Here is a 21,018-nt window from a genome sequence, read left to right as displayed (position 1 = left end):
GAGCCGGCAGTCGGCAGGAATTATTACCAAGGGGCATGACCTCGCAATGGAGCTGCGCCGACGCCCTGTTATGGATAGGCAGAACGAAGGAAGTTGGGACTTCACGTGACGAATGATCCCGTTGGACAGAGGAGGTTTGCTGCCGTAACGGATATGGGTCGCATCAAGGCTGTCAAAACAGATCTCTCAAGACGTTTTGTTTGCTATACCCTGATAACGTTAAATCCGGCATTCAATGCTTTGGATCATCCATAACTTGGTTCATTTCTTGAACATAACTTTATGAAATACTGAGATTTCGCGAGTATTTACGAGATTTTACAAGATATTTTGAGGAGGTAAATTATCATGTTAACGATTATATTTAGTGTTCCTGTATTAATAGGCGTATTCCTTGTTGCACTTTTCTTTTTTGTAGCAAGCAAAAGTAAAGCCGTTAAGATAGTGTCAGCAATCGTCATGGTGCTTGCGGCTTCGTCAATTTTAAAGCTTCTGGTATTTACGCTTTCAATGATTCTAAGGATTCTCTTACCCATAATCATTATCATAAGTATCATATATATAGTCCATCTTATCAAGAAAAAGAAGTGAAATAGAGTACCCGCCCAATAACCCATCACCCTACCCAACCAATTCCAAATAGACTAAACTAGAATTACCTAAATTAGTCGAACCGGAGTTGATTAGAGTGAATGAGATAATGCAACGATTCTGCCATTTAAAAATGTGATCATTTCCGATTGCTTTGTATCTGTTATAAAATGGTTGATTTGTCATATCCGTTTAATGTTAAACCTTACTAATGGGAAAAACAATGAAAGAGAAAATAATTATATCAAAGAAAAAGATAATATTTTAATGCTTTGTATATTTTGTTTTTAGTTGTTTTTTTATTTTTTAGTAAATATCATATTACTTTATTCATCCCAAAAATACTTGGTGGAGTATTCTTCTATGTTGTAATTTTGTCTTTTTTACCAATATTACTTATTATCAATTCTAATAATGTGAAATTCAAAGTGAGCGTTGCTATATTATTTGCTTTGTATTTAATATATTTGATATTTGGCAACGGATTTGTATCTACACACATATTGGGAAAGGTTACGGATATAAAAAAGTATTATTCACCCGAAAGCAAGACCGAAATAGTAGTACAAACTCATTTTCGTCCTTCTGGGTATATGCTGTTAGTATATAAAAAAGAAAATTTCTACTATAAAAGGATCAAACCGAATAATTTGGATCATGACATACATATGCAGAGAAAGGAAGACGATGATACAGAGTCTCTTGACGGTAAGGTAATATGGGTAGATGATGACACATTTATTATAAAATACTATAACTTAGAAGACAGTTATAGATATGAAACCAAGGAGTATATTTTTGAAATATAGCTGAAGAGCCTGCTGGGATAGGCTCTTTTTTTTACCGGGCAGTCTCCGTGGGTAAACAACAGCAGCGAAGTGTGGCAAAATATCCGTGCAGATGTGGCAGTGTGGACGGGATATACACAAGGCAACTTAGTTTTAAAACAGACTCACCTTCAAGGTGAGTCTGTTTTTCATATTATATGTTGGGTGTTTACGCTTACTCAGAAACCATTAACCTGCGAGTTTCTTAATACAATATGTTTGGTTGGCACTAGCTGCGGTTATTATGCCGCTGTCATTTACAGTATGCCTGCATAGATTAAGTTTCACTTGTTAGGACGCAGATAGCTCACCTTTCTTTGATAGTGCGAAGAATTCCTGTGTCTGTTACGGAATGCTTACCATGTGGTTTGGCTCCTCGATGTAGTTGTTATTTTCATGCCGGTGCTTTTCAAATTTTTGCAGGGAGTTTTTAAATTCTGACCTTCATATGTATTCCATTTACGTTCTACATTGCTCACCACATAGAATTGTGGCAGCCGTAATACTTCTGTTCGGACAGAGATTATCGTTTTAGCAGAGGGGAGTGTTTTTTATATCGTAAAACGTCGGATCGGAATTAAGGAGTACTGATCGCAGATATTTCGATGTTATTGTGTGAAACGTTTCAGCTCTGTGTTCAATGGCATACGATTCTTTATTTCAAATCTGATCTCTTTGCGATGTACCTGCTTATATCTTTTTGCCATAACAGCACTCCTTTAGTTTTATTGATTGTATTTGTGTTCTCCCTCGGCAGAGGGATAGTGTTAAGGGCGTTGGGTTCCCTTAACTGAAAAATCGCAGTGGAAGGATTGTGATTTGGAAACATCTGGAAAAGTGTACACCACTTTCTATACTTGCTGGTATAATGTAATTACCAACTAAACTATAAGAAACAATACTAGGTTGGCAATACTAAATATTGCACCCGACCGAAGGTTTATGGTAAAATGAAACTACCATAACGTGATGTTGCCATGCTTTAGTTACTTGCCAGGTGCCAGACTTTTGTAAATGATCCTACCACAAGACCAAGCAGATGTTTCATAAGAAACTCACTCTTTCTGGTACAGCTTTTGTTTGTCTACTCCTATTCTTCGCTAGCATAGCGCTCTTTATGAAAAAAAGTTCAGCCTTGCAATCGAAAGGAAAGTACAACATTGAAAGCAAAAATATACTCGCAGAATATCTTTGTGATGGGTATTGATGTCAGGAACTCAAAAGTGATTTACGCGTACATGATATAGATGACATAGTCATAAAATTTGATATCGTACAGCATACCATGGATTTAATAACTGACTTTCTGAAAACACTGTTGAACATCTTTGATTTTTTTATGCTAGCATTGTCTGCATCATGTAAGCGACTGCACATTATCATCGTAAATATATAAGTAGTTCGAGGATGATGGATACGTGGTAATGGTCATCAACCTTATACAGAGCGGAAGTATCAAGAACGTGGATATCCGAAACATCAAGAACGATAAGGTAGATTCATATCGCCTTGCTTACCTGTACAGGCTTGGCAAGCTCAAAGCGTCAAATATTCCCGAGGGCGAGCTTTCTCAGCTGCGCTCACGAAACTTATCACACCTACTGCGCTGAAAATCAAAACGGATTTCGAGAACATATTTCTTAATACGATGGATATACTCATTTTGTTTTTTTACTGACCGCAACAAATACAGTATAAGCGAAATTGAAACTTTGTTGCGGCTTTACAGATTGACTGGATAGTAGTTATCAAGTTGAACGGTTTGTACTAATAAATTGCAAGGCTCGGCAGATATCCTTGCGTTAATTTGAGCATTGATTTATGTAACAATGGTTATCATCTTCTGTTGATACGGTGGGTCACATTGGATTGTTCGTCTGCTGTTTCATTGCGGATATCTCAACTCCGTTTTCGACTGCATCATCATAGTTTTTATATTCTTTTTCTCCCGGTATCTATATCCGTTCAAAACCTGCCATTGAAGATGAGAGCAGCCCTTAACTAGCTGTTCGGAAAGCTGGATGGGAATTTGTCTTGGTCATTATAATATCGTCCTTTCAATATCGTTAAGCTGTCACCGAATCAGCAATAGCCTTCACCTTTTCGCGTAATGTTTTCTGTTGTTATAATTTTATGCCCTGCTAAAAGATCTCAAATAGCATTAAGCTTTTGTGAATTGATGGAGCTGATCGACGGGTGATGATCTGCTTTAGTTCGGGGAACATTTTACTGAATATCCGGCAAAGTCTGCTGGTAAATACAATGCCCGAAAAAGCTATGTTTCAGTGCTTATACCTCAAAGTCGGAACACAGGATATAAAATGATGCTGTGTTAACGGAACTTAGAAGAAAGCTAATTTTACGATGGTGTATATAAATTAACTGAAAAATTTATTTGAAGCAATTACATAAAAAGTATTGACAACTTGTTGAGTTTAATGTATAATATATATAACATCGATGTGAAATTAATATTTAAAAATAATTAGTAACACTTCATTTTAAGACTGTATGTTACATAATTATTTATTACTGATATGGGAGGATTTATCATGAGCACTGAAAACAAAACACTTATGGGCGGATGGATCATCACTGAGGGAGATACCGCCATCGAAAAACATCCCGATGCGCTGGCAGCCTTTGAAAAGGCTACGGCAGGATATGTAGGCGTAAAGTTCACACCTGTGGCTCTGCTGGCAACACAGATAGTTTCGGGAAAGAATTACGCAATACTCTGTAAAGCTACCCCTGCAACCCTTGACCCCACAACTACTCTTAAAATAGTTATAGTATATGAAGATCTGAACGGCAATGCAACCATTACAGGCGTAAGAGATGTACTGGGTACCGATTACCCCGTATTTGCTGCAAACTGCACCTGTAATGCAAATGCTGCACCTGTTCTCGGCGGCTGGAATATCGCACTTGAACCGAGCATAGATAAGCATCCCGAGGCTTGCGCAGCCATCGAAAAGGCTACAGCAGGCATGGTTGGTGCAAAATACGAGCCTATCGCACTGCTTGGCACACAGATAGTTGCAGGAAAGAATTACTGCATCCTCTGCAGGATAACTCCTGTTACACTTGATCCCAAGCCCACTATGAAGCTGGTTTATGTATACGAAGATACTCAGGGCAACGCAGTTATCACAGATATCAAAGAGATCATCGGTACTCCTGTACCCGGCGGATTTATTGCCAATGACGGTGCAACAGATCTTGACAGCAACCCCGAAGCAAAGAACGCTTTTGAAAAGGCTACAAAGGATCTCTATGGCGTAGACTATGAGCCTATCGCTTATCTTGGCTGCCAGATAGTATCAGGCAAGAATTATCTTATCCTCTGTGAAAGCAAGATAGTTGTTCCAGATCCCATACCTTCACTTACACTTGTGACAGTATATGAGGATCTTAACGGCAACTGCAAGATAATCAATACCGAACCTGTTGTCCTTTAAGTTTTAAGATATAAGCTGAAAATGTAAATGTCCCCTGATCTATGGCTTTATGTCACAGATCAGGGTGATAGTTTGCTTTAGTTTGGGAAACATTTTACTGCATTAGGTCTTCAGTAAAAAAAATTCCCGAAAAAAGCCATGTTTTTATTTTTTTATCGCAGCGGTGAAAGCTTATTCGATTAATTCGATATTTTGCATTCTGCATGAATATGGAATATAATAACTTGTAACCCGAAATAGGAGGTTTTATCATGGTTAATTTTAAGAAAAGAGTTTTGAGTGTAGCAGTTTCTCTGCTTATGTTCGGTGCTGCAACAGGTACAGCTTGTGTTGTTTCACAGCCTATAACTGCATCTGCTTATCAGGTATGGGAAGGTTACAATTCACCTACTCTGATAAAGGCTAAGAGCGGCTTGAATATGCGTAAGGGTGCAGGTACCAACTACGCTAAGATCACCGCTATTCCTTACGGAACATGGGTAACTACCACTAAACTGTCAGACAATGGCTGGGCTTACGTAACATATAAGACTGGCAAAAAAACATATAACGGCTGGATATTCCTCAACAACGCTCAGTATGCTGAAGTTTATCTTGATTTTGACTGAATAATCTGACACACAAAATGACCTCTGTTTTGCAGAGGTCATTTTGTGATATTTACTTTTCACTTCTGTTCTTGACCATATGCATTTGGGGTCAAAGCAGTCCGCAAATGTGGGAGCAGTATTCTACATCAATGTCTGCTCGTTTATTATCAGGTGAAATTCAAGATCAAGAAAGCCTGCGGCTTTGCGGCATAGCAGCATACGCTCCATGAATATCTCAAAATATTCGCCTATTTCGCCGTATCTTGTATCGATATCGAGCTTCAGCTTGATGGCTGTATGATCCTGATTGATCTTCAGCTTGGAAGACTTTACAGAATAGTTCACCCTGTCATGGATATCATAATTTCTTTTGTCATCATCCTGAACACGGCTTCTTCTGACATCGGATTTATCTGCCAGGATAAGTGCCGCGGCTATCTTGCTTACGGGAACACCGCTGCCTTCGTCGTGGTTGCCGATCGCCTGTATTATAGGAGCTATATCCTCAGCGGGGATACCCATTTTATCCAGCAGATAAAAGGTCATCATAGCGCCCGACTGACTGTGATCCTCACGGTTTATGACGTTTCCGAGATCATGCATCCAGGCTGCCGTTAATGCGAGGTCTATCGTGTGGTCGTCTAGTCCCAATGTTTCAAGGATGTATCCCACACGGTCGGCAACAACACCGATGTGAGCAAAGCTATGCTCGGTATAACCCATAGCCTGCATCGATTGGTTTTGTGCTTTTATATACACGCTGATATCGTGATCCTGTTTTATCTTGTTGAACAGCGGAAATCTCTCCGCATTTTCCTGAGCATTATTCATCCACACAGCTTCAGATCAACTCCTTTGTAGAAATATTATTGTATCAGATTTAGCTTTATATATTATTATACTATATTTATATGAGGATTGTCAATTGGCAGAATGAGGATCACGAGAAAAAGAAAGGTGACTGTAATGAAGCCACCTCGTGTATAAAGTCAGATCTGAATTTCTGTACCGAACAGCTTTGCCGTTTCTTTATAGGTTCAATCTGTACCCTGCGCCTATCCCTATAACCGCAGACAGCAGAATGATCTTGATGGGGTGAACTTTTTTGAATGCAAGCACGGTTGTAACGGCAAATAATCCGAGAAACAGCCAGAAGCTTGCTGAAGAAAATGCTGATAATCTGATACCCGATGGGAAGAAAACTGTTCTCGCAACGGAGATGAATGCGGCTCCGATCATACCTACAACAGCAGGCTTCAAGCCAGACATTATACCGCCTACCGCTTTGCTTTTTTTGTACTTTTCAAAACACTTTGCGATTATGAGTATAATGATAAAGGATGGCAGAACTATGCCGAGGGTAGCGATTATCGCTCCGAGGATCCCGCCTGTTCTGATACCTACAAAAGTCGCCATATTTACAGCAAGGGGACCGGGGGTGCTTTCGCTCAGTGCGACAAAATCCACAAGTTCTTCCTGCGTCAGCCAGCCGTGACGTTCAGCTTCTGACTGTATCATGGCGATCATTGCGTAACCGCCGCCAAAGGTGAAGGCGCCGATTATCAGAAAGGCGAGAAACAGCTCAATCAGTGCCATTGTTCTGCTCCTTTCTGTTCAGGAATGACCATATCAGCCCGAATAAACCACAGCCGATGATGACAAATACGGCATCTATTCTCAGGAATGCGGTCAGGATAAGTGAAAGTCCCATGATAACATATGAAATTGTTTTCTTTTTCTTCTGCACCGATCTGAACATCATCCACAGGGCTTTTAATATCAGCGCAAGCACCGCTGCCCTGATGCCCATAAAAGCGTATTTTACTGCTCTGATGCTCTGAAACCGGGTCAGTATCAGGGAGATAAGGGATATGATAAGGAAGGACGGAAGAACAACTCCAAGGGTAGCCAGACACGCTCCAAGAAAGCCCGATGTCTTATATCCGACGAATGTTGCGGCATTGATAGCGATAGGTCCCGGGGTGGATTCGGAGATAGCCACGATATCCGTTATATCCTTTTCGTTCAGCCATTTTTTGTTTTCACATACTTCTTTCTGTATCAGCGGTATCATGGCATAACCGCCGCCGAATGTAAATGCCCCGATCTTCATAAAGGTCAGGAACAGGTCAAGATTCTTATTCACAGTATCACTCCTACAAAGAAATTATACCAAATGAAGCCTGATCCGTCAATGTCAGATAATGCTAAGATTATTCTTGACATAAGTCGATAAATGTGTTATAATCGACATATGTCAGAAAGGAGATGCGAATATGCCAAGACCGCAGAAATCACGCCGTATCTGCTGTTATCCCGATTACTGGAGCTTTGCGCCCGATCAGGATAAGGCAAATGATACGGTGATTATGTCGCTGGACGAGTTTGAGACCATACGTCTTATCGACTATCAGTCAAAGACTCAGGAACAGTGCGCTAATGAGATGAACGTGGCGAGAACCACTGTCACGGCGATATACGACACCGCTCGAAAAAAGCTGGCTCAGGCTCTGGTCGAGGGCAGACGCATCGTCATTTCAGGCGGAAACTATACTCTTGATAACAGGGTCTCGGAGGAGATCACACGGAAAGGAAGCGCTATTATGAGGATAGCAGTAACATACGAAAACGGACAGATTTTCCAGCATTTTGGCAGAACTGAGCAGTTCAAGCTTTATGATGTTGCTGACGGAAAGATCATCAGTGAACAGGTAGTCGGAACAATGGGCGCAGGACATGGTGCGCTTGCAGGATTCCTGAAAAATGCTCAGGCAGATGTTCTGATATGCGGAGGTATCGGCGGGGGAGCGCAGATGGCTATGCAGGAGGCTGGCATCGCTCTTTACGGCGGCAATATGGGTAGTGCAGATGATGCGGTTGCTTCATTCCTTGCAAATACACTGGTTCAGAATGAGAATCCCACCTGCGATCATCACCATGATCACGGCGAGGATCATTCCTGCGGAACTCACAGCTGTGGTGGTCACTGATGAAGTACGATCATACTGAAAAGGCGGTCAGTCTTTTTACCCAGGGATGTAATTGCGCACAGGCTGTTTTTGCTGCGTTTTCCGATGTTACAGGTATGGACGAGGAGCTTGCCAAAAGGCTGTCATCGTCCTTTGGTGGCGGTATGGGAAGAATGAGAGAAGTCTGCGGCACCTGTTCGGCAATGTTCATGGTGGCAGGTATCCTTTACGGTGAGGGCACCGAACTGGATGATAAGCTGAAATCCGAACATTACAAGCGTATACAGTATCTCGCAGACGAATTCCGCAAGGAGCATGATACTATCCTCTGCCGTGACCTTTTGAAAGGTCTGGCGGTAACAAGTACGCCAACTCCCGAAAAACGCACCGAGCAATACTACAAAGTAAGACCATGCGCGAAGTTCGTCAAAACAGCGGCAGAGATACTTGACCGCTATCTTGAAGAGAATCCGCCCAAGAAGTAATAATCTGTAATGAGTATCACATCAAAAAGAAATGAGGTACGTCCGTCTGGGCGCACCTCAATTTTTTGTTATTGATAGATCATCAGGAGTTACTGTTTAATCCATTCCTCGAAAAGCTGATTATACAGTCTGCCTCACGGCTGCCGAATATCTTATCTCCCCATGCAAGCCATATCTCGCCACAGGGGGTATCAAGCCAGAGCGCTCCGTTAAAGCCATATTCCTCAGGCGTGAATATTTGGGAAGGTTCTCCGTACATTTCTATGAACTGCGCATAAAGCCTGTCATAGCTGTCCTTGCAGTCAGAAGACGAGGGGTCATTGTCCTGTGTGGTGTTCAGGTCAGGATTTTTGTGAAAGCCCACAGCGTATATGGTCTTGTCATCATAGTCATAATCAACACTCATATAAGAAAACTTCTCGCCCAGCACCGAAACACCATCATTGTAATCAAACTGATTTGACAGGTATATCTTATCAAGTGCGTTCCTGAATTCTCCGAGCTCGGTCACTTTGTCTGTTTCACCGAACACGCTTTTTAAAAATTCCACCGCCGTATCATATTCGCTGGGATATACTTTTTCGGAGAACTGCTCAAAGAATGCTATATCATCTGAGGTCACATCCGCGCTGTTATCAGGCTGACTGTCCTGCTGAGAACTATCTTCCTCTGCTGCACTGCTTTCTTCGGAAACTATTTCCGTCTCGGCAACGGAACTGCTCTCTGTTTCCACCGTCATGCTGCTTTCTTCGGGTTCTTCAACACTTTCGGCAACAGAACTGCTTTCTGTTTCCGCAGGTTCTGCCGCAGTGCTTTTGCTGTTACTGCTGTTTTTTTCAACATTGCCGCAGCCTATAAGTCCAAATGCCATTATAGCCGCAAGCGCTTCTGAAAGAATTCGTTTTGTTTTCATTTTTTTACTCCTTTTTGATTCCATTTTACAAGGGTATATTTCAATTATATCATACCGCGAACATTAAGTCAAATGCTGAAATTCATTGATCGTGTCCGTGTCATTTTCAAGAAAAGGCGCGTAAACAGCTTGGTGCCGTTTACGCGCTTTTCCGATCGTTTTGTTATCTCAGTTCGATAATATTATTCTGCGGGATTCAGAGCCAGCAGGTCAGCTATATTTAAAGTATTTGACATATCAGCTGTTTTGTTAGAGAAATCTACTGCAAAATCGCCATATATTACCGACTTGTCTGTTTCAACGCTTGTAATTATAATTGTGAACTTCTCAGCGCCAATGCCTTCCAGGTCAAAGTCGAATGTTTTTACATCTCCGAGGGTATCTGCATTTATGGATTTTGTATACTTCACCGTTCCGTCTCCGTCACAGAGATCAATACGGTAGGAGCCGCGCAGATCTCCGGGCAACGGCGTACTTACTGTTAACTTGATAGGTTCAGTAACGCCATCAGAAACAGAGATGATTATATCGTCGTACTTGTTCAGGGTTGTATCGGGTTCGACAGACTGCTCAACGACAGTACCCTTTTCGGCACTGCTCAAGACATATTTATGCCTTACACAAAGACCTGTTTCTTTCAGTAGCAGCATTGCCTCGTCTTTTTTCATACCTACCACATCGGGTACTGTCACGGTTTCGGGTTCACCTGACTTGCCGTTTGAAATAAACAGCGTTACCTCACTATCCAATAAAACCTCAGTTCCTGGTCCGGGGTAGGTCTTTATAGGAAAGCCCTCGGGGACTTCTTCATCGAATATCTCCTTTACAACAGGTTTGAATCCTGCTGCTTTGAGCTCTTCTTCGGCAACTTCACGTTCTGATGCTGATACATCCGGAATAAATCTCTTTTGCTTTCCCTTGCTGACTATCATTGTGAGAGTATCGATGTCCTTTAAAGGCGTGCCTGCGGGAGTATACTGTCCGTAGATGATGCCCTCTTCGTATTCATCGTTGTATTCGGTGGTTACACCGATTTTAACCTTTCCTTCGTACTCTGTGAGTACATCTGTCAGCTTTCTGCCTACCAGATCGGGAAGGAGTTCTTCTGCGTTATCATCCATAGTGTCGGTATACTCATCATCCGAAGTGTCGGTATCATCAGCATCGGTTGATTGACCCTCAACTGTCGGCTGACCTGCGGGCTCGGGTATATCGGCATTGATATTGTTCATATGGAGCATACCCACTGTGACCGCGCCAACTGTCAGAACTGCGATGCAGGCTGCAATGATACCGCCGCGTTTTACCTGTATCCTGCCTCTGCGTACTTCTGTATCATCCGTTTTTGATGCTGTTATATTCTTTCGTTTTTCGTTGATTATCTCGTTCATCTCAAATCCTGCCTTTCTCATTACGGAGGAAAGTACACGCTTCTTTTCGGCATCGGTGACTTCGGCATTTTCTTCAAATCCCGCAAAGGTATCCTCGAAAAGCTCTGCGTCCTGCACGGAAAGATCTAATTTCATCTCTTCATTTTCACGCTTCATTACTCTTCCTCCTTTAGTATTTTTCTCAGCTTGACAAGACCTCTCGATACTCTCTTGTCTACCGCTTTAGGATTTAAGTGAAGTTCTTCGGCGATCTCCTTTGTTTTCTGACCGAAGAAGTATTTTCGGATAAATATGCTTGTATCAGGCTCGCCCAGCTTTTTTACTGCCGCCGCGAGGGTGGTACGGTTATCAGACAATGGCTCCTGCGTAGGTATCTCTCCCGCATCCTCCAGTGGAAGGATATCGGGGGAAGATATATGCTTGCGGAACACATCGGTGCAGTGTCTTCCCGCTATCACGGAAAGGTACGCTCTCACCGAACGTATATCAAAGCCGCTGCTCTGACCCGTCTGATAGAATTTGAAAAATATATCGCTGACCGCTTCTTCAATATCCTCACTGCTGCAAATGCCGTTCAACTTTGTACGAGCTATCTTCATAACATAAGCCGTATACCTGTCGACCACAGCCGCAAGCCCCGCTTGGGGTGAGCTTTTCAGCTTTTCGATAAGTTCTTTATCCGTCATACAATGACCTCACTTTTTGAAACGTTTCACTATGTTAGTCGTATCCGAAGCAGGAAATGAGACATCATCGGAAGAAAATTATAACAGATTTTTGTTAACATTCCATGAACGTGCGCGCGGCGAACTTTTTCACATCGTGGGTAGCAATTACAATTGTTAAATAAATGAAATTTATAATAACTATTGACAACTTTAGTGCAGTGTGTTACAATTACATAAAGATTAATGGGGCGTTACTGTTATTGTTTGGTAAAAAGTGCTGTTCAGGCGCTGAAATAAAACACGAACTTAAACGACAAACTACTGAAAAATCCACTGCTGTAAAGACTTAGTACTATCTATCCAAATACACATATCGACATTCACGGTGCATATCACCTGATGTGTCGATACTTTAAATGTATCCATCAAAAAGAGAAAAGCAGCAGTATTTTCAGGAACGAATACTGCTGTTTATTATTATCATAAAAATCAAAATGTGATGTGAGCGCGTGTTTAATTTTTACAATGAATGTGAGGTGAAAACATTGGGAAGCATATTACTTATAAGAAATAATTATCCTAAGATCTACGATGAATAGGAGGTAAGCTCTTGACCGTTGATACAAAAGAAGTAGTAACCACGATCTCTTACCTGATAGGTGTCCGAAAGGATATCTTAGAGCTGAATTTCGCTGAGTGCAAGGCTACTCTCGACAAGCTTTATGCAGACCGTGATGCTACCGTTATACGATATTTGTGCAAGCTCCGTACTGCACTTTTGCAGCATTTCAAAAAAACGGATACTGCTATGCGCTATGATCTGAAAAATCTTACTTCTATCGAATGGTACGATAAGGATAATATCAGACAGCTGGAAAAATGGGGGATACCTATAATTCAGGCGAATTACCGTTCAGAGAAGTATATGCATGACTTCACAAGACTGATAAACGAAAATATAGATAAATGCTCTCATCTTTTTTACGACTGGATAATATGGGAGTATATACGAGATCTGTTTTATATCCCGAAATACCAGAAAGCGGGAGTGCTGAAAGAAGAATTTGATAAATACATGAAGAATATCCAGCACTATCCCTTTCAGATGTACATCCATTGGAAGCCTGCCGACGTGGGAAACATCATATACACCGACAGAAAATTTCTGAAACTTATCTACGAAATGCACGGCGATGTTTTCACGGATTACACGAAATATCGGGACGCAGATGATGAAACAAGAAATAATATTTACGGATTTATCGACAGCTCGGAGAAAACTGCTATTGCTGTCGATTGTGAGAACAGCAACCCATTCAAGCTGTACAGTGTTCTCAAAGGTTTGAATCAGGACGAACTTTCAAAGATAGAAAAGATCACGCTGTATGATGACCCGAACACTACCGCAGGCTGGGACTGGCTCTCAAAATTCACCATGATACCCGTCGAACATATCGAGATAGAAAGAGTATCTGACAGAAAATCCCTTGTTGATGTGCGGATGACTGCAAGCGTAGTCACGGATTTTTACCGCGACGGGATAACATCTTTTATAATAGTATCAAGCGATTCGGACTTCTGGGGACTTATCAAAAGTCTGCCCGATGCACAATTTCTAGTGATGTACGAATATGAAAAGATAGGTTCTGCGATACAGTCAGCCCTGACACAGCACGGTATCTACTATTGTGCAATTGACGATTTCTGTTCCGCTGCCACTGAGGACATGAAGCGAGCTGTACTTTTTGCAGAGCTTGAAAAGCATTTCCCGACAATCTGCGGGGAAAGCCCTCTGGAGCTTACGCATAAGATCTATGAAGCCACTAGAGTGACCGCTACCAAAAAGGAAATGGAGAATTTCTGTACCAGGTACGTAAAGACCTTGCGGCTAAAGCTGAACTCAGAGGGAAGGTTTGTTATTGAGATACAGAAATAACGAAAGGACGGTTTGTGCCGTCCTTTTTGTTTACGCTGAACAGCAGCTTACAAATTCTTTGAATATGAGCAGGCTGTTTTCGTCTTTCTCATAAGAAAACTCCGGATGCCATTGAACTGCCCACAAGAATTTATACTCGGGAGAATATACTGCCTCAATAAGCCCGTCAGGCGATCTCGCCATACATTTCAGCTTAGGCGATAATTCACGAACTCCCTGGTGATGATAACTGTTCACGGAGATACATTCCTTTTTCAGCAGTTCGTATAAAGGTGTATCATTAAGTATCGAAACATCATGAACAGGAATATCATACGGTGGCTTTTGGCAATGTGTTAGCTTATCGGAAAACTGTTTCGGGATATCCTGCCACAGTGTACCGCCTAAAACAGCATTTATGAATTGGATACCTCTGCATATGCCGAGGATCGGTTTATTTCTTTTCATACTCGTTTCCAGCAGAAGTTTCTCCATAACATCTCGTTCGGGGCAACACTCACCGCAAAGTTCTGATTTTTTCTCGCTATAGATTGCAGGGTCAACGTCCTGCCCACCGGTGAACAGAAATCCGTCACACATATCAGCGAGCATTTCTGCCTCGGTATCAGTTTTTATGGTCGGGAGAATAACCGGCAATGCACCCGCCTGTTTCAGACCATTCACATATCCTGGTACCATCCAGTAGCTGTCTTTGGAATAATCTATTAACGGTATAATGCCAATGATCGGAATTTTCTTCATAACAATACCTCCGAAAAAAATAAAGGTGCTGTTGAGATAAACAGCACCTTCGCTTTACTGTATTATACATCTTTTGGCATAGCCTGTCAAGACTGATTTATCAGAACATATCTGATCTATATCAGTTCTCTGAGCAGATCTCTCATTCTTGATGTGATCTTCCAGCAGTTTTCAAGGGGGTGACCGATACAAGACCAGTACACGATATTGCGGTAAAGCTCGTCGTTTATTAGTATCTGCCGAAATTCATTCCATAGTTTATCAGCATATTCTGTATCATCGGTATACGTCAACAGGTCTTCAATTCCTTGGATTATCATATCGCTTAATTGTTCCTTATCTGAAAAATCACCTGACTCCATTTCATCGGAGTATTTTTTATAGAATTTGATATAATACTCGGTTCGGGTATAGTCTCCCGCACAGAATTCCCAATCCTGATCTCCTTTTTGGGGTAGGGGAACGTCACATTCTTCGTTAAGTTTTCTTACAAAATCGAACATAAATAGCACCTCATGTTTTTTTATTTTCATAAGATCAGGCTCTGATCTTTTCCTCATATTCCTCAAAACCGAGTTCCTTATCATAAGCCTTTTGTCTTAACACCAGCGCATAGTCAGCCCATTCACGGAACTCTGCCTGAGTCATTCTCTTTTTGAGATAGCGGGCGTAGTGCTGTTTGTAGGCTTTGGTATAGGTCAGCAGTATCGGGTCGCTGTTGACTTTGTCGGCGTAGGTCTTGCTGTGTCCCAGGTCACGGCAGGTCTTTCCGCGTTTGCCTTTGACGGGGCGGGTGCAGAAAGGGGAGTAGGCTGTTGCTTCAAGCAGGAAGTATCTTCCGCATAGTCCGCACTTGCGTGGCAGGTAGTGGTTTTGCAGACCCTTGAACAGGTCGATGTAGAGAAATCCGCCGATAGTGCTGAATTTGTACCTCTCGTACATTACGAAATCGCCCTCCGGATTCAGGGGGACAAAAGTCTCGGACATGGTTCCTGATGGCTCCAGTCTTGCGTAGATGTTCAGACGATTCTCTTGTTCGGACAGAAAAAATCGGTAGATGTCCGCGGTCTCTTTAGCATCTAGGTACTCCTTGCCTGCGTGGAGCTTTTCAAGGAATGCGGCATATATCTCTTTCACGCGGATACAATCCTCAATAAATATGCGGTATTCCTTTGTTAGTGCGGCGAGTTGGCGGTTTAGCCTGAGGGCGCTGTCGTACATATCCGCATCCAGGTCGTCGTAAAAATCCGGAGTGTAGAAATGGTCGTAGAATTCTGGCGGCCAGTAGTTTTCTCCGTGGTTTTCAAGGTCATTTCGGAAAAGTTCTTTGTGATCGTTCATTATGCTGTACAGCCTGTTGCGTTTGACTTGCAGCTTGTTGTAGGGCGGAAGTTTTTCGATCATTGCATCGAGCTTGTCGTAGAAAATAAATGCTTTCTGTATCAGGTCATCGAACTCGATGTTCTCATCTCCCAGCTCAGGATAATGGAGCCTGCGCTCAAAGCTTTTGCACTTGTCCAGAAGTTCGCGCAGGTCGGGAAAGTCATATTCAAGATATGCCAGAAGTATCTCATTGGTCTTGAACTGCCCTGCGCCCTCTATCATGGAGTGGGTCTTGTAAAAATAGGCTGTGAAACCAAGCATTTGTGTTCTCCTTTATAATAGTATACGCCTTTACAGAAGATGTGACGGCGTATTTTTATTTTACAACTACTATTATATCCGAAATCCCTCTGAGTTTCAAGTGGATCGATCAAAAGTCTGTATGGCAAAATGCACAAACATATGTACGGGTATTCTGCGCTTGACAAGTATTTTAAGTCAAATTCCTGAGGATTTTGCATTTATCTTTAATTTTCTTCGTTTTTCGAGATTTTTTATAAAAATAGAAGTGAGATGAAGTGAGGTAGAGAGTATATCTCACATCTATTGACATCGAACAAATTTTCTGGTATTATATATCTTGCGGAGAGAACATAAGTGCGAACGCCATTGAGCGGCAGAACTGCGGCTCTTAATTAAACAAGAAAAACCCCCGCAAAGATGCAGGGGAAATTCAGGGAGAATATATTTGATCATTTTTACACCCATGGTTTTTCAGCAATACTGATATTGCTGTGGCTGTTTTTTCAGAACAGCAGCTTTTTGCCTTTTACGTGGGCAGCCAGCTTTGAAAGGTCGGTAACGTTGACCTTGCCGTCTCCGTTCAGATCAGCTCTGGCAGGGTTTTTAAGCATTTTTTTGCCTTTGATATGTGCCGCCATCTTAGTGATATCGGATACGTTTATTACGCCGTCTTCTGAAATATCGCCTTTTTTAGGCTCTTCGGGAGTTTCACTCTCGCTTTCAGTGGTGGTATCATCGGGAATGTCAGGTTCGTCGGGTATCTCGGTCTTATCGATGACTTCAAACTCGACTTCCATGCGTTTTGCCAGTTTTTGTGCAAAAGAACCCTCATAGCCTCTGATCTTAAAACCCTCTGTTTTAAAGTTGAAAGATGTAGTCGTGACAGCGGTAACGCTTTCGGGGAGAGTAATTGTTCTGATATTATTGCAGTTCTGGAAAGCATACGGTGATATTGTTTGCAGTCCTTCGCTGAAGGATATCTCGATTAAGCTTACGCAATCCTTGAATGTGTATCCGCCTATTACATTGACACTTCCTGCGATATACAGCTCGTTGAGTGCGGTGCAGCCTTCAAATGCATAGTGGCTTATGGACTTAACACCGTTTTCTACATTCAGTACTTTAAGGCTTGTACAACCTCTGAATGCTTCAATGGGTATTTCCTCAAGGCTGCCGGGTATGGTCACTTCGGGAAGAGCTTTACATTCTATGAAAGCCTGCATACCCATTTCGGTAACACTGTCGGGAATATCGACATATTTAAGGCTCTGGTTGTTGTTGAAAGCGCCCTGACCTATGGTGGTAACACCGTCGGGGAGTACGATATCTTTTATAGCTGTGCAGTAGTAGAATGCTTCACTGCCTATCTCTTTTAAACTGCTGGGGAAAGTGATGTCTGTTATCCTGTCGTTTTCATAGAATGCTTTTTGGCATATGGTTTTCACGCCATTGGGTATAACTACTCTGCCTGAACAGTTTCTGCCGTCAATGACCATATTGTTTACTACCACCACAGGATCTTTCGCCCGCAGATTTGTGAGCCACTGAGTACCCAGGAAAGCTTCACCGCCGATAGAAGTTACGCTTTTTGGGATAGTTACGTTTTCAAGTCCGAAACAGCTCTTGAAAGCGTCGTATTCTATGGTCGTAACACTGCTTGGGATATTCAGGTTCTTTATGTTTTCACAGCAGCCGAAAGCAAAGGAGCCTATGGTCTTAAGGCTTGTGGGGAAGCTTACGCCTGTGACTTTTTTGTTTAATGTAAAGGCACTGTCACCGATGCCAACAACACCGTTAGGTATGGTGATATTTCCGCTGCAGTCCGTACCGTCGATGACTATCCCGTTCACGGTAACTACGCTGTTCTGCCTCTGCTTGTTCCTTAGCCACTTTGTATTCTCAAAAGCCTTTCCGCGGATATCGGTGAGGGAAGACGGGATACTGATGGTTTCAAGGTCTGTACAGTTAGCAAAAGCCTGGTATCCCACCTCGGTGATACTGTTAGGCAGATTCAGCTTTTTAAGACCTGTATTTTTGAAAGCATAGCTGCCCAGCACCTGCAGACCGTCTGCGCCGTTTATTTCAGTGAGGCTTGTACAGTTCTCAAAGGCTTGCCAGCCTATGGTAGTTACAGTGTCGGGTATGGTGACGCTTGTTATTTTGGTATTATCCGAAAAAGCATATCTTTTGATGCTCACAACGGGCTTGCCATCGATCTCCGAGGGGATGACAACCTTTGTATCACTGCCCAGATATTTCTGTATCTCCATACCGCTCATGGAGGTGTCTGTGTAACTATACTGGAAATTTCCGTCCTCGGTATTTGCTGCATTTGCAGTCACTGCAGGAGCCATTACAGATTTACCCTGAGGGAGTGTTGTCCCGCCGAACAATAAAACAAAAGCTATAAGTCCTGTTAAAAATTTCTTTGCCATAACTATCCCTCCGCCTCAAATTACCGATTGTGTCTGCAAGTCACGAAAATAAGTGTATAATTAAAATAATTACCCGATAAATTAATTGTTATTATGTGTGGGTTACACATAATATTTACTATAGATAAATTATACATCAATTTGTAATAAAAATCAATGGAATTCAGGTATAATTTCAGTTAATAGAGGAATATTTTTAATTAATTATCATGTGATAACAATTGTCGCGTGGGTTTATGCACAGATGGCATACCGATGGGGCGTATAGCAGAGAGATTTTATCTGGAAAAGGGGAGTGATCGCAATGTAAAAATAAGTATAGATCAATATGAAAGATATACTATATTAATAATAGAACCGGAGGAATGCTGATTGAGAAACAAAGGAAACAAGATACCGCTTCACCGCAGGATATGGTGCAAGATAAGGTGCTGGCAGAAGATCAATGATGTTGACGATGAGACACTGGCACGCTATCTTATGCTGTCTGTGAGGACACTACGCGAGTATGACAGCGATGCGGGTCATCTTTCACTGGAACGACTGGAGAACTTCATGACATCAACGGGTCTGACCATAGATGTGCTGGTAAATTTCTGAAAAGCAGGAAAAAGTAACGAAAAGAACATACTTTCGGAAAGAAATTAGCTTGAAAGAGTGAGGGATACGTGTTATAATTGCATCAGGACAAACAACATTCTGTTCTCCCGATGCAGAAAGGATGGTAATTTATGAAAGCACAAAAGCTTCCATCGGGAAGATTCAGGACACAGGTAATTGTTGGCAAGGATGCCAATGGCAAAAGAATAACCAAAAGCTTTACGGCTGATACCGCATTTGCTTCAGAAAAGATGGCTATGGATTACATAACAAGGTACGGTGTAGGTCAGGCAGTTTATAGGATGACAGTGGCAGGCGCCATCAATCAGTACATAGAATCGCGTACCAATACTGTTTCACCCATAACGATACGGACTTATAAGATGATAAGCGAGACAAGGCTTCAGGCTATTATGGACAAGAAGATAACCGAGCTCAGTGTACCCGATGTACAGCTGGCTGTCAATGTAGATGCGGCGAGACTTTCGGGAAAATCCATATCTGAGGCAGTGAGCCTTTTGCAGGCGGCACTTTCTTTTCAAGGGATCGAGACCAATTTCAAGAAGCGTGTAACTTTCACGAAAAGCAGGCAAAAGAAAAAGCTCCTTCCTCCGCCCGAGATAATAATTCGTACTATCAAGGGAACGAAGTATGAGCTTGCATGTCTGCTGGCGATGTGGCTCTCGCTTCGTATCAGCGAGATCAGAGGGTTACAGTACGGTGATATCTCAAAGGACGGAAAGTGGCTCAGTATCCAGAGATCGGTAGTTTATTCTGACGGAGAGGATCACCATAATGATTTCAACAAGACCGAAGGCAGCACGCGAACGGTCAGTCTTCCGAAGGAACTGTATGAAATGATAATGGTACAGCCTTACAGCAGCGATACCGATCCTATAGTACCACTTGGCTACAATTGTTTGTACAAAGGATTCCGCAGGCTGATGGCTGCCCAGGGTTATGAAATGAAGTTCCACGATCTGCGTGCGGTATTTGCGACTACACTTAAATCGCTGCAGATACCTGACGATTACGTTCAGCATTTAGGCGGCTGGAGCAATCCGACAACTATGTACAGGCACTATGTTCAGACGCTGTCCTCTGAGGAGGAAAAATATCAGAAGCAGATAGATGATTTCTTCTCGGGAGCGCTTGACACGGGCAGATCTCTGCTGACGTAAAATAACAGTAAAACAGTATTTCGGGCGTGTGATCTTGTGTGACTTTGCACGAATGATTTGTGTGATTCTGTGTGACCGGCTTGAAATAGGCAATACAGAAAACCACCTCTCTAACCGGTTTTAAGCCAATATTCAACTTTCAAGCCAGATCCGACTTTTAAGCCAAGATCAATCCAAAAATCAGTCACACACCAAGTCACTCTTAAAAAAATCCGCGTGTGATTTTTGTGTGATCTTTGATTGCAGAATACCGCTAAAACAGGCAAAATGGTGCCAAATCTTACAGAAAAGCTGTCACACAAGGTGCTGCAAGATCGGGAATATAAAAGAAAAAACCCCGATTTTTCGGGGCTTTTCGGAATATAGCTTGTACGCGGATTGAGAGATTTGAACTCTCGCGCCCCTTTCGAGACCTACTCCCTTAGCAGGGGAGCCCCTTCACCACTTGGGTAAATCCGCAAAAGTATATAGGCGCTATGCCTTGAAAAAATAAGTGGCGGACAGGGTGGGATTCGAACCCACGGTACGTTGCCGTATCACCGGTTTTCAAGACCGGCTCCTTAAACCACTCGGACACCTGTCCAGAGCGTCGCATCTCTTAGCG

19 protein-coding genes, 2 tRNA genes and 1 pseudogene are annotated in these 21,018 nt (G+C 42.4%); 10 read left to right on the top strand and 12 right to left on the bottom strand.

Going from position 1 to position 21,018, the window contains the following annotated elements; genetic code table 11:
* The first annotated feature begins 348 nt into the window (after window positions 1–348).
* From BM265_RS20415 to BM265_RS15695, 5 genes and pseudogenes are all read left to right on the top strand, one after another.
* Window positions 349–591: a hypothetical protein gene (locus BM265_RS20415; protein WP_074962952.1), complete on the top strand. Its 243-nt coding sequence runs from the start codon at window positions 349–351 to the stop codon at window positions 589–591.
* Between the two features lie 428 nt (window positions 592–1,019).
* Entirely contained in the window at window positions 1,020–1,400 is a 381-nt protein-coding gene (locus tag BM265_RS20410) for a hypothetical protein (protein WP_074962951.1), read from the top strand.
* Between the two features lie 1,433 nt (window positions 1,401–2,833).
* A pseudogene (locus BM265_RS15705) lies at window positions 2,834–3,028 on the top strand (hypothetical protein); the annotation flags it as partial.
* Between the two features lie 942 nt (window positions 3,029–3,970).
* The gene (locus BM265_RS15700) at window positions 3,971–4,879 is read left to right on the top strand and encodes a hypothetical protein (RefSeq protein WP_074962949.1); all 909 of its coding nucleotides are present in this window, start codon (window positions 3,971–3,973) and stop codon (window positions 4,877–4,879) included.
* 251 nt (window positions 4,880–5,130) lie between these two features.
* A complete protein-coding gene (locus BM265_RS15695; protein WP_074962948.1) occupies window positions 5,131–5,487 on the top strand; it encodes an SH3 domain-containing protein in 357 nt (118 codons plus the stop codon).
* 123 nt (window positions 5,488–5,610) lie between these two features.
* Here the strand turns inward: BM265_RS15695 and BM265_RS15690 are convergent, their stop codons facing one another.
* From BM265_RS15690 to BM265_RS15680, 3 genes are all read right to left on the bottom strand, one after another.
* A complete protein-coding gene (locus tag BM265_RS15690) occupies window positions 5,611–6,300 on the bottom strand; it encodes a phosphohydrolase (RefSeq protein ID WP_074962947.1) in 690 nt (229 codons plus the stop codon).
* A 198-nt stretch (window positions 6,301–6,498) separates the two neighbouring features.
* Window positions 6,499–7,065 (bottom strand): chromate transporter, encoded by a 567-nt coding sequence (locus BM265_RS15685; RefSeq protein ID WP_074962954.1) that lies wholly within the window; start codon window positions 7,063–7,065, stop codon window positions 6,499–6,501.
* Window positions 7,052–7,615, bottom strand: a complete 564-nt coding sequence (locus tag BM265_RS15680; protein ID WP_074962946.1) for a chromate transporter — start codon at window positions 7,613–7,615, stop codon at window positions 7,052–7,054. Before BM265_RS15680 ends, BM265_RS15685 begins: the two co-directional genes overlap by 14 nt.
* A gap of 130 nt (window positions 7,616–7,745) precedes the next feature.
* Between BM265_RS15680 and BM265_RS15675 the strand changes: the two genes are divergently transcribed.
* Together BM265_RS15675 and BM265_RS15670 are read left to right on the top strand one after the other, a co-directional pair.
* On the top strand, window positions 7,746–8,459 hold the full coding sequence (locus BM265_RS15675) for a DUF134 domain-containing protein (RefSeq protein WP_074962945.1): 714 nt from the start codon (window positions 7,746–7,748) through the stop codon (window positions 8,457–8,459).
* Window positions 8,459–8,923 carry a C-GCAxxG-C-C family protein gene (locus BM265_RS15670; RefSeq protein ID WP_074962944.1) on the top strand — a complete coding sequence of 155 codons (465 nt, stop codon included), beginning with the start codon at window positions 8,459–8,461 and terminating at the stop codon, window positions 8,921–8,923. The genes BM265_RS15675 and BM265_RS15670 overlap by 1 nt, the downstream gene beginning before the upstream one ends.
* 82 nt (window positions 8,924–9,005) lie before the next feature.
* Here BM265_RS15670 and BM265_RS15665 read toward each other — a convergent pair whose 3' ends face one another.
* The 3 genes from BM265_RS15665 to BM265_RS15655 form a co-directional block, all read right to left on the bottom strand.
* Window positions 9,006–9,836, bottom strand: a complete 831-nt coding sequence (locus BM265_RS15665; RefSeq protein WP_074962943.1) for a hypothetical protein — start codon at window positions 9,834–9,836, stop codon at window positions 9,006–9,008.
* Window positions 9,837–10,018: 182 nt separating this feature from the next.
* Window positions 10,019–11,383, bottom strand: coding sequence for a PASTA domain-containing protein (locus tag BM265_RS15660; RefSeq protein WP_074962942.1), 1,365 nt, complete (start codon window positions 11,381–11,383; stop codon window positions 10,019–10,021).
* A complete protein-coding gene (locus BM265_RS15655; RefSeq protein WP_074962941.1) occupies window positions 11,383–11,913 on the bottom strand; it encodes an RNA polymerase sigma factor in 531 nt (176 codons plus the stop codon). Before BM265_RS15655 ends, BM265_RS15660 begins: the two co-directional genes overlap by 1 nt.
* A 592-nt stretch (window positions 11,914–12,505) precedes the next feature.
* On the opposite strand from BM265_RS15655, the gene BM265_RS15650 reads away from it, so the two are divergent.
* Window positions 12,506–13,831 carry an NYN domain-containing protein gene (locus BM265_RS15650; protein ID WP_074962940.1) on the top strand — a complete coding sequence of 442 codons (1,326 nt, stop codon included), beginning with the start codon at window positions 12,506–12,508 and terminating at the stop codon, window positions 13,829–13,831.
* Between the two features lie 30 nt (window positions 13,832–13,861).
* Here BM265_RS15650 and BM265_RS15645 read toward each other — a convergent pair whose 3' ends face one another.
* The 4 genes from BM265_RS15645 to BM265_RS15630 all read right to left on the bottom strand — a co-directional run bounded on the left by BM265_RS15645 (window position 13,862) and on the right by BM265_RS15630 (window position 18,633).
* Window positions 13,862–14,572, bottom strand: a complete 711-nt coding sequence (locus BM265_RS15645) for a gamma-glutamyl-gamma-aminobutyrate hydrolase family protein (protein ID WP_074962939.1) — start codon at window positions 14,570–14,572, stop codon at window positions 13,862–13,864.
* Window positions 14,573–14,688: 116 nt separating this feature from the next.
* Window positions 14,689–15,105, bottom strand: coding sequence for a hypothetical protein (locus tag BM265_RS15640; protein ID WP_242940869.1), 417 nt, complete (start codon window positions 15,103–15,105; stop codon window positions 14,689–14,691).
* Between the two features lie 4 nt (window positions 15,106–15,109).
* A complete protein-coding gene (locus tag BM265_RS15635) occupies window positions 15,110–16,216 on the bottom strand; it encodes a DUF6076 domain-containing protein (RefSeq protein ID WP_074962937.1) in 1,107 nt (368 codons plus the stop codon).
* A gap of 485 nt (window positions 16,217–16,701) precedes the next feature.
* Window positions 16,702–18,633, bottom strand: coding sequence for a leucine-rich repeat protein (locus BM265_RS15630; protein ID WP_074962936.1), 1,932 nt, complete (start codon window positions 18,631–18,633; stop codon window positions 16,702–16,704).
* Window positions 18,634–19,005: 372 nt separating this feature from the next.
* Between BM265_RS15630 and BM265_RS15625 the strand changes: the two genes are divergently transcribed.
* Together BM265_RS15625 and BM265_RS15620 are read left to right on the top strand one after the other, a co-directional pair.
* Window positions 19,006–19,233, top strand: coding sequence for a hypothetical protein (locus tag BM265_RS15625; RefSeq protein ID WP_074962935.1), 228 nt, complete (start codon window positions 19,006–19,008; stop codon window positions 19,231–19,233).
* A 131-nt stretch (window positions 19,234–19,364) separates the two neighbouring features.
* Window positions 19,365–20,414: a site-specific integrase gene (locus BM265_RS15620; protein ID WP_074962934.1), complete on the top strand. Its 1,050-nt coding sequence runs from the start codon at window positions 19,365–19,367 to the stop codon at window positions 20,412–20,414.
* A 372-nt stretch (window positions 20,415–20,786) separates the two neighbouring features.
* On the opposite strand, the gene BM265_RS15615 is transcribed toward BM265_RS15620, so the two are convergent.
* Together BM265_RS15615 and BM265_RS15610 are read right to left on the bottom strand one after the other, a co-directional pair.
* Window positions 20,787–20,873: transfer RNA gene (locus BM265_RS15615), tRNA-Ser, on the bottom strand.
* Window positions 20,874–20,908: 35 nt separating this feature from the next.
* Window positions 20,909–20,997: transfer RNA gene (locus BM265_RS15610), tRNA-Ser, on the bottom strand.
* Window positions 20,998–21,018: the final 21 nt, after the last annotated feature.

Origin of the sequence: Hominimerdicola alba (genome assembly GCF_900112155.1) — a bacterium.
Classification (GTDB): domain Bacteria; phylum Bacillota; class Clostridia; order Oscillospirales; family Ruminococcaceae; genus Hominimerdicola; species Hominimerdicola alba_D.
This window is presented reverse-complemented; position numbering and strand designations above follow the sequence as displayed.

Bases quoted from the DNA above. Each gene is read 5' to 3' on its own strand.
- BM265_RS15700 (WP_074962949.1), top strand. From the start codon at position 3,971: ATGAGCACTGAAAACAAAACACTTATGGGCGGATGGATCATCACTGAG.
- BM265_RS15690 (WP_074962947.1), bottom strand. From the start codon at position 6,300: ATGAATAATGCTCAGGAAAATGCGGAGAGATTTCCGCTGTTCAACAAG.
- BM265_RS15685 (WP_074962954.1), bottom strand. From the start codon at position 7,065: ATGGCACTGATTGAGCTGTTTCTCGCCTTTCTGATAATCGGCGCCTTC.
- BM265_RS15635 (WP_074962937.1), bottom strand. From the start codon at position 16,216: ATGCTTGGTTTCACAGCCTATTTTTACAAGACCCACTCCATGATAGAG.
- BM265_RS15620 (WP_074962934.1), top strand. From the start codon at position 19,365: ATGAAAGCACAAAAGCTTCCATCGGGAAGATTCAGGACACAGGTAATT.
- BM265_RS15645 (WP_074962939.1), bottom strand. From the start codon at position 14,572: ATGAAGAAAATTCCGATCATTGGCATTATACCGTTAATAGATTATTCC.
- BM265_RS15655 (WP_074962941.1), bottom strand. From the start codon at position 11,913: ATGACGGATAAAGAACTTATCGAAAAGCTGAAAAGCTCACCCCAAGCG.
- BM265_RS20415 (WP_074962952.1), top strand. From the start codon at position 349: ATGTTAACGATTATATTTAGTGTTCCTGTATTAATAGGCGTATTCCTT.
- BM265_RS15630 (WP_074962936.1), bottom strand. From the start codon at position 18,633: ATGGCAAAGAAATTTTTAACAGGACTTATAGCTTTTGTTTTATTGTTC.
- BM265_RS15640 (WP_242940869.1), bottom strand. From the start codon at position 15,105: ATGAAAATAAAAAAACATGAGGTGCTATTTATGTTCGATTTTGTAAGA.
- BM265_RS15665 (WP_074962943.1), bottom strand. From the start codon at position 9,836: ATGAAAACAAAACGAATTCTTTCAGAAGCGCTTGCGGCTATAATGGCA.
- BM265_RS15670 (WP_074962944.1), top strand. From the start codon at position 8,459: ATGAAGTACGATCATACTGAAAAGGCGGTCAGTCTTTTTACCCAGGGA.
- BM265_RS15675 (WP_074962945.1), top strand. From the start codon at position 7,746: ATGCCAAGACCGCAGAAATCACGCCGTATCTGCTGTTATCCCGATTAC.
- BM265_RS15695 (WP_074962948.1), top strand. From the start codon at position 5,131: ATGGTTAATTTTAAGAAAAGAGTTTTGAGTGTAGCAGTTTCTCTGCTT.
- BM265_RS15660 (WP_074962942.1), bottom strand. From the start codon at position 11,383: ATGAAGCGTGAAAATGAAGAGATGAAATTAGATCTTTCCGTGCAGGAC.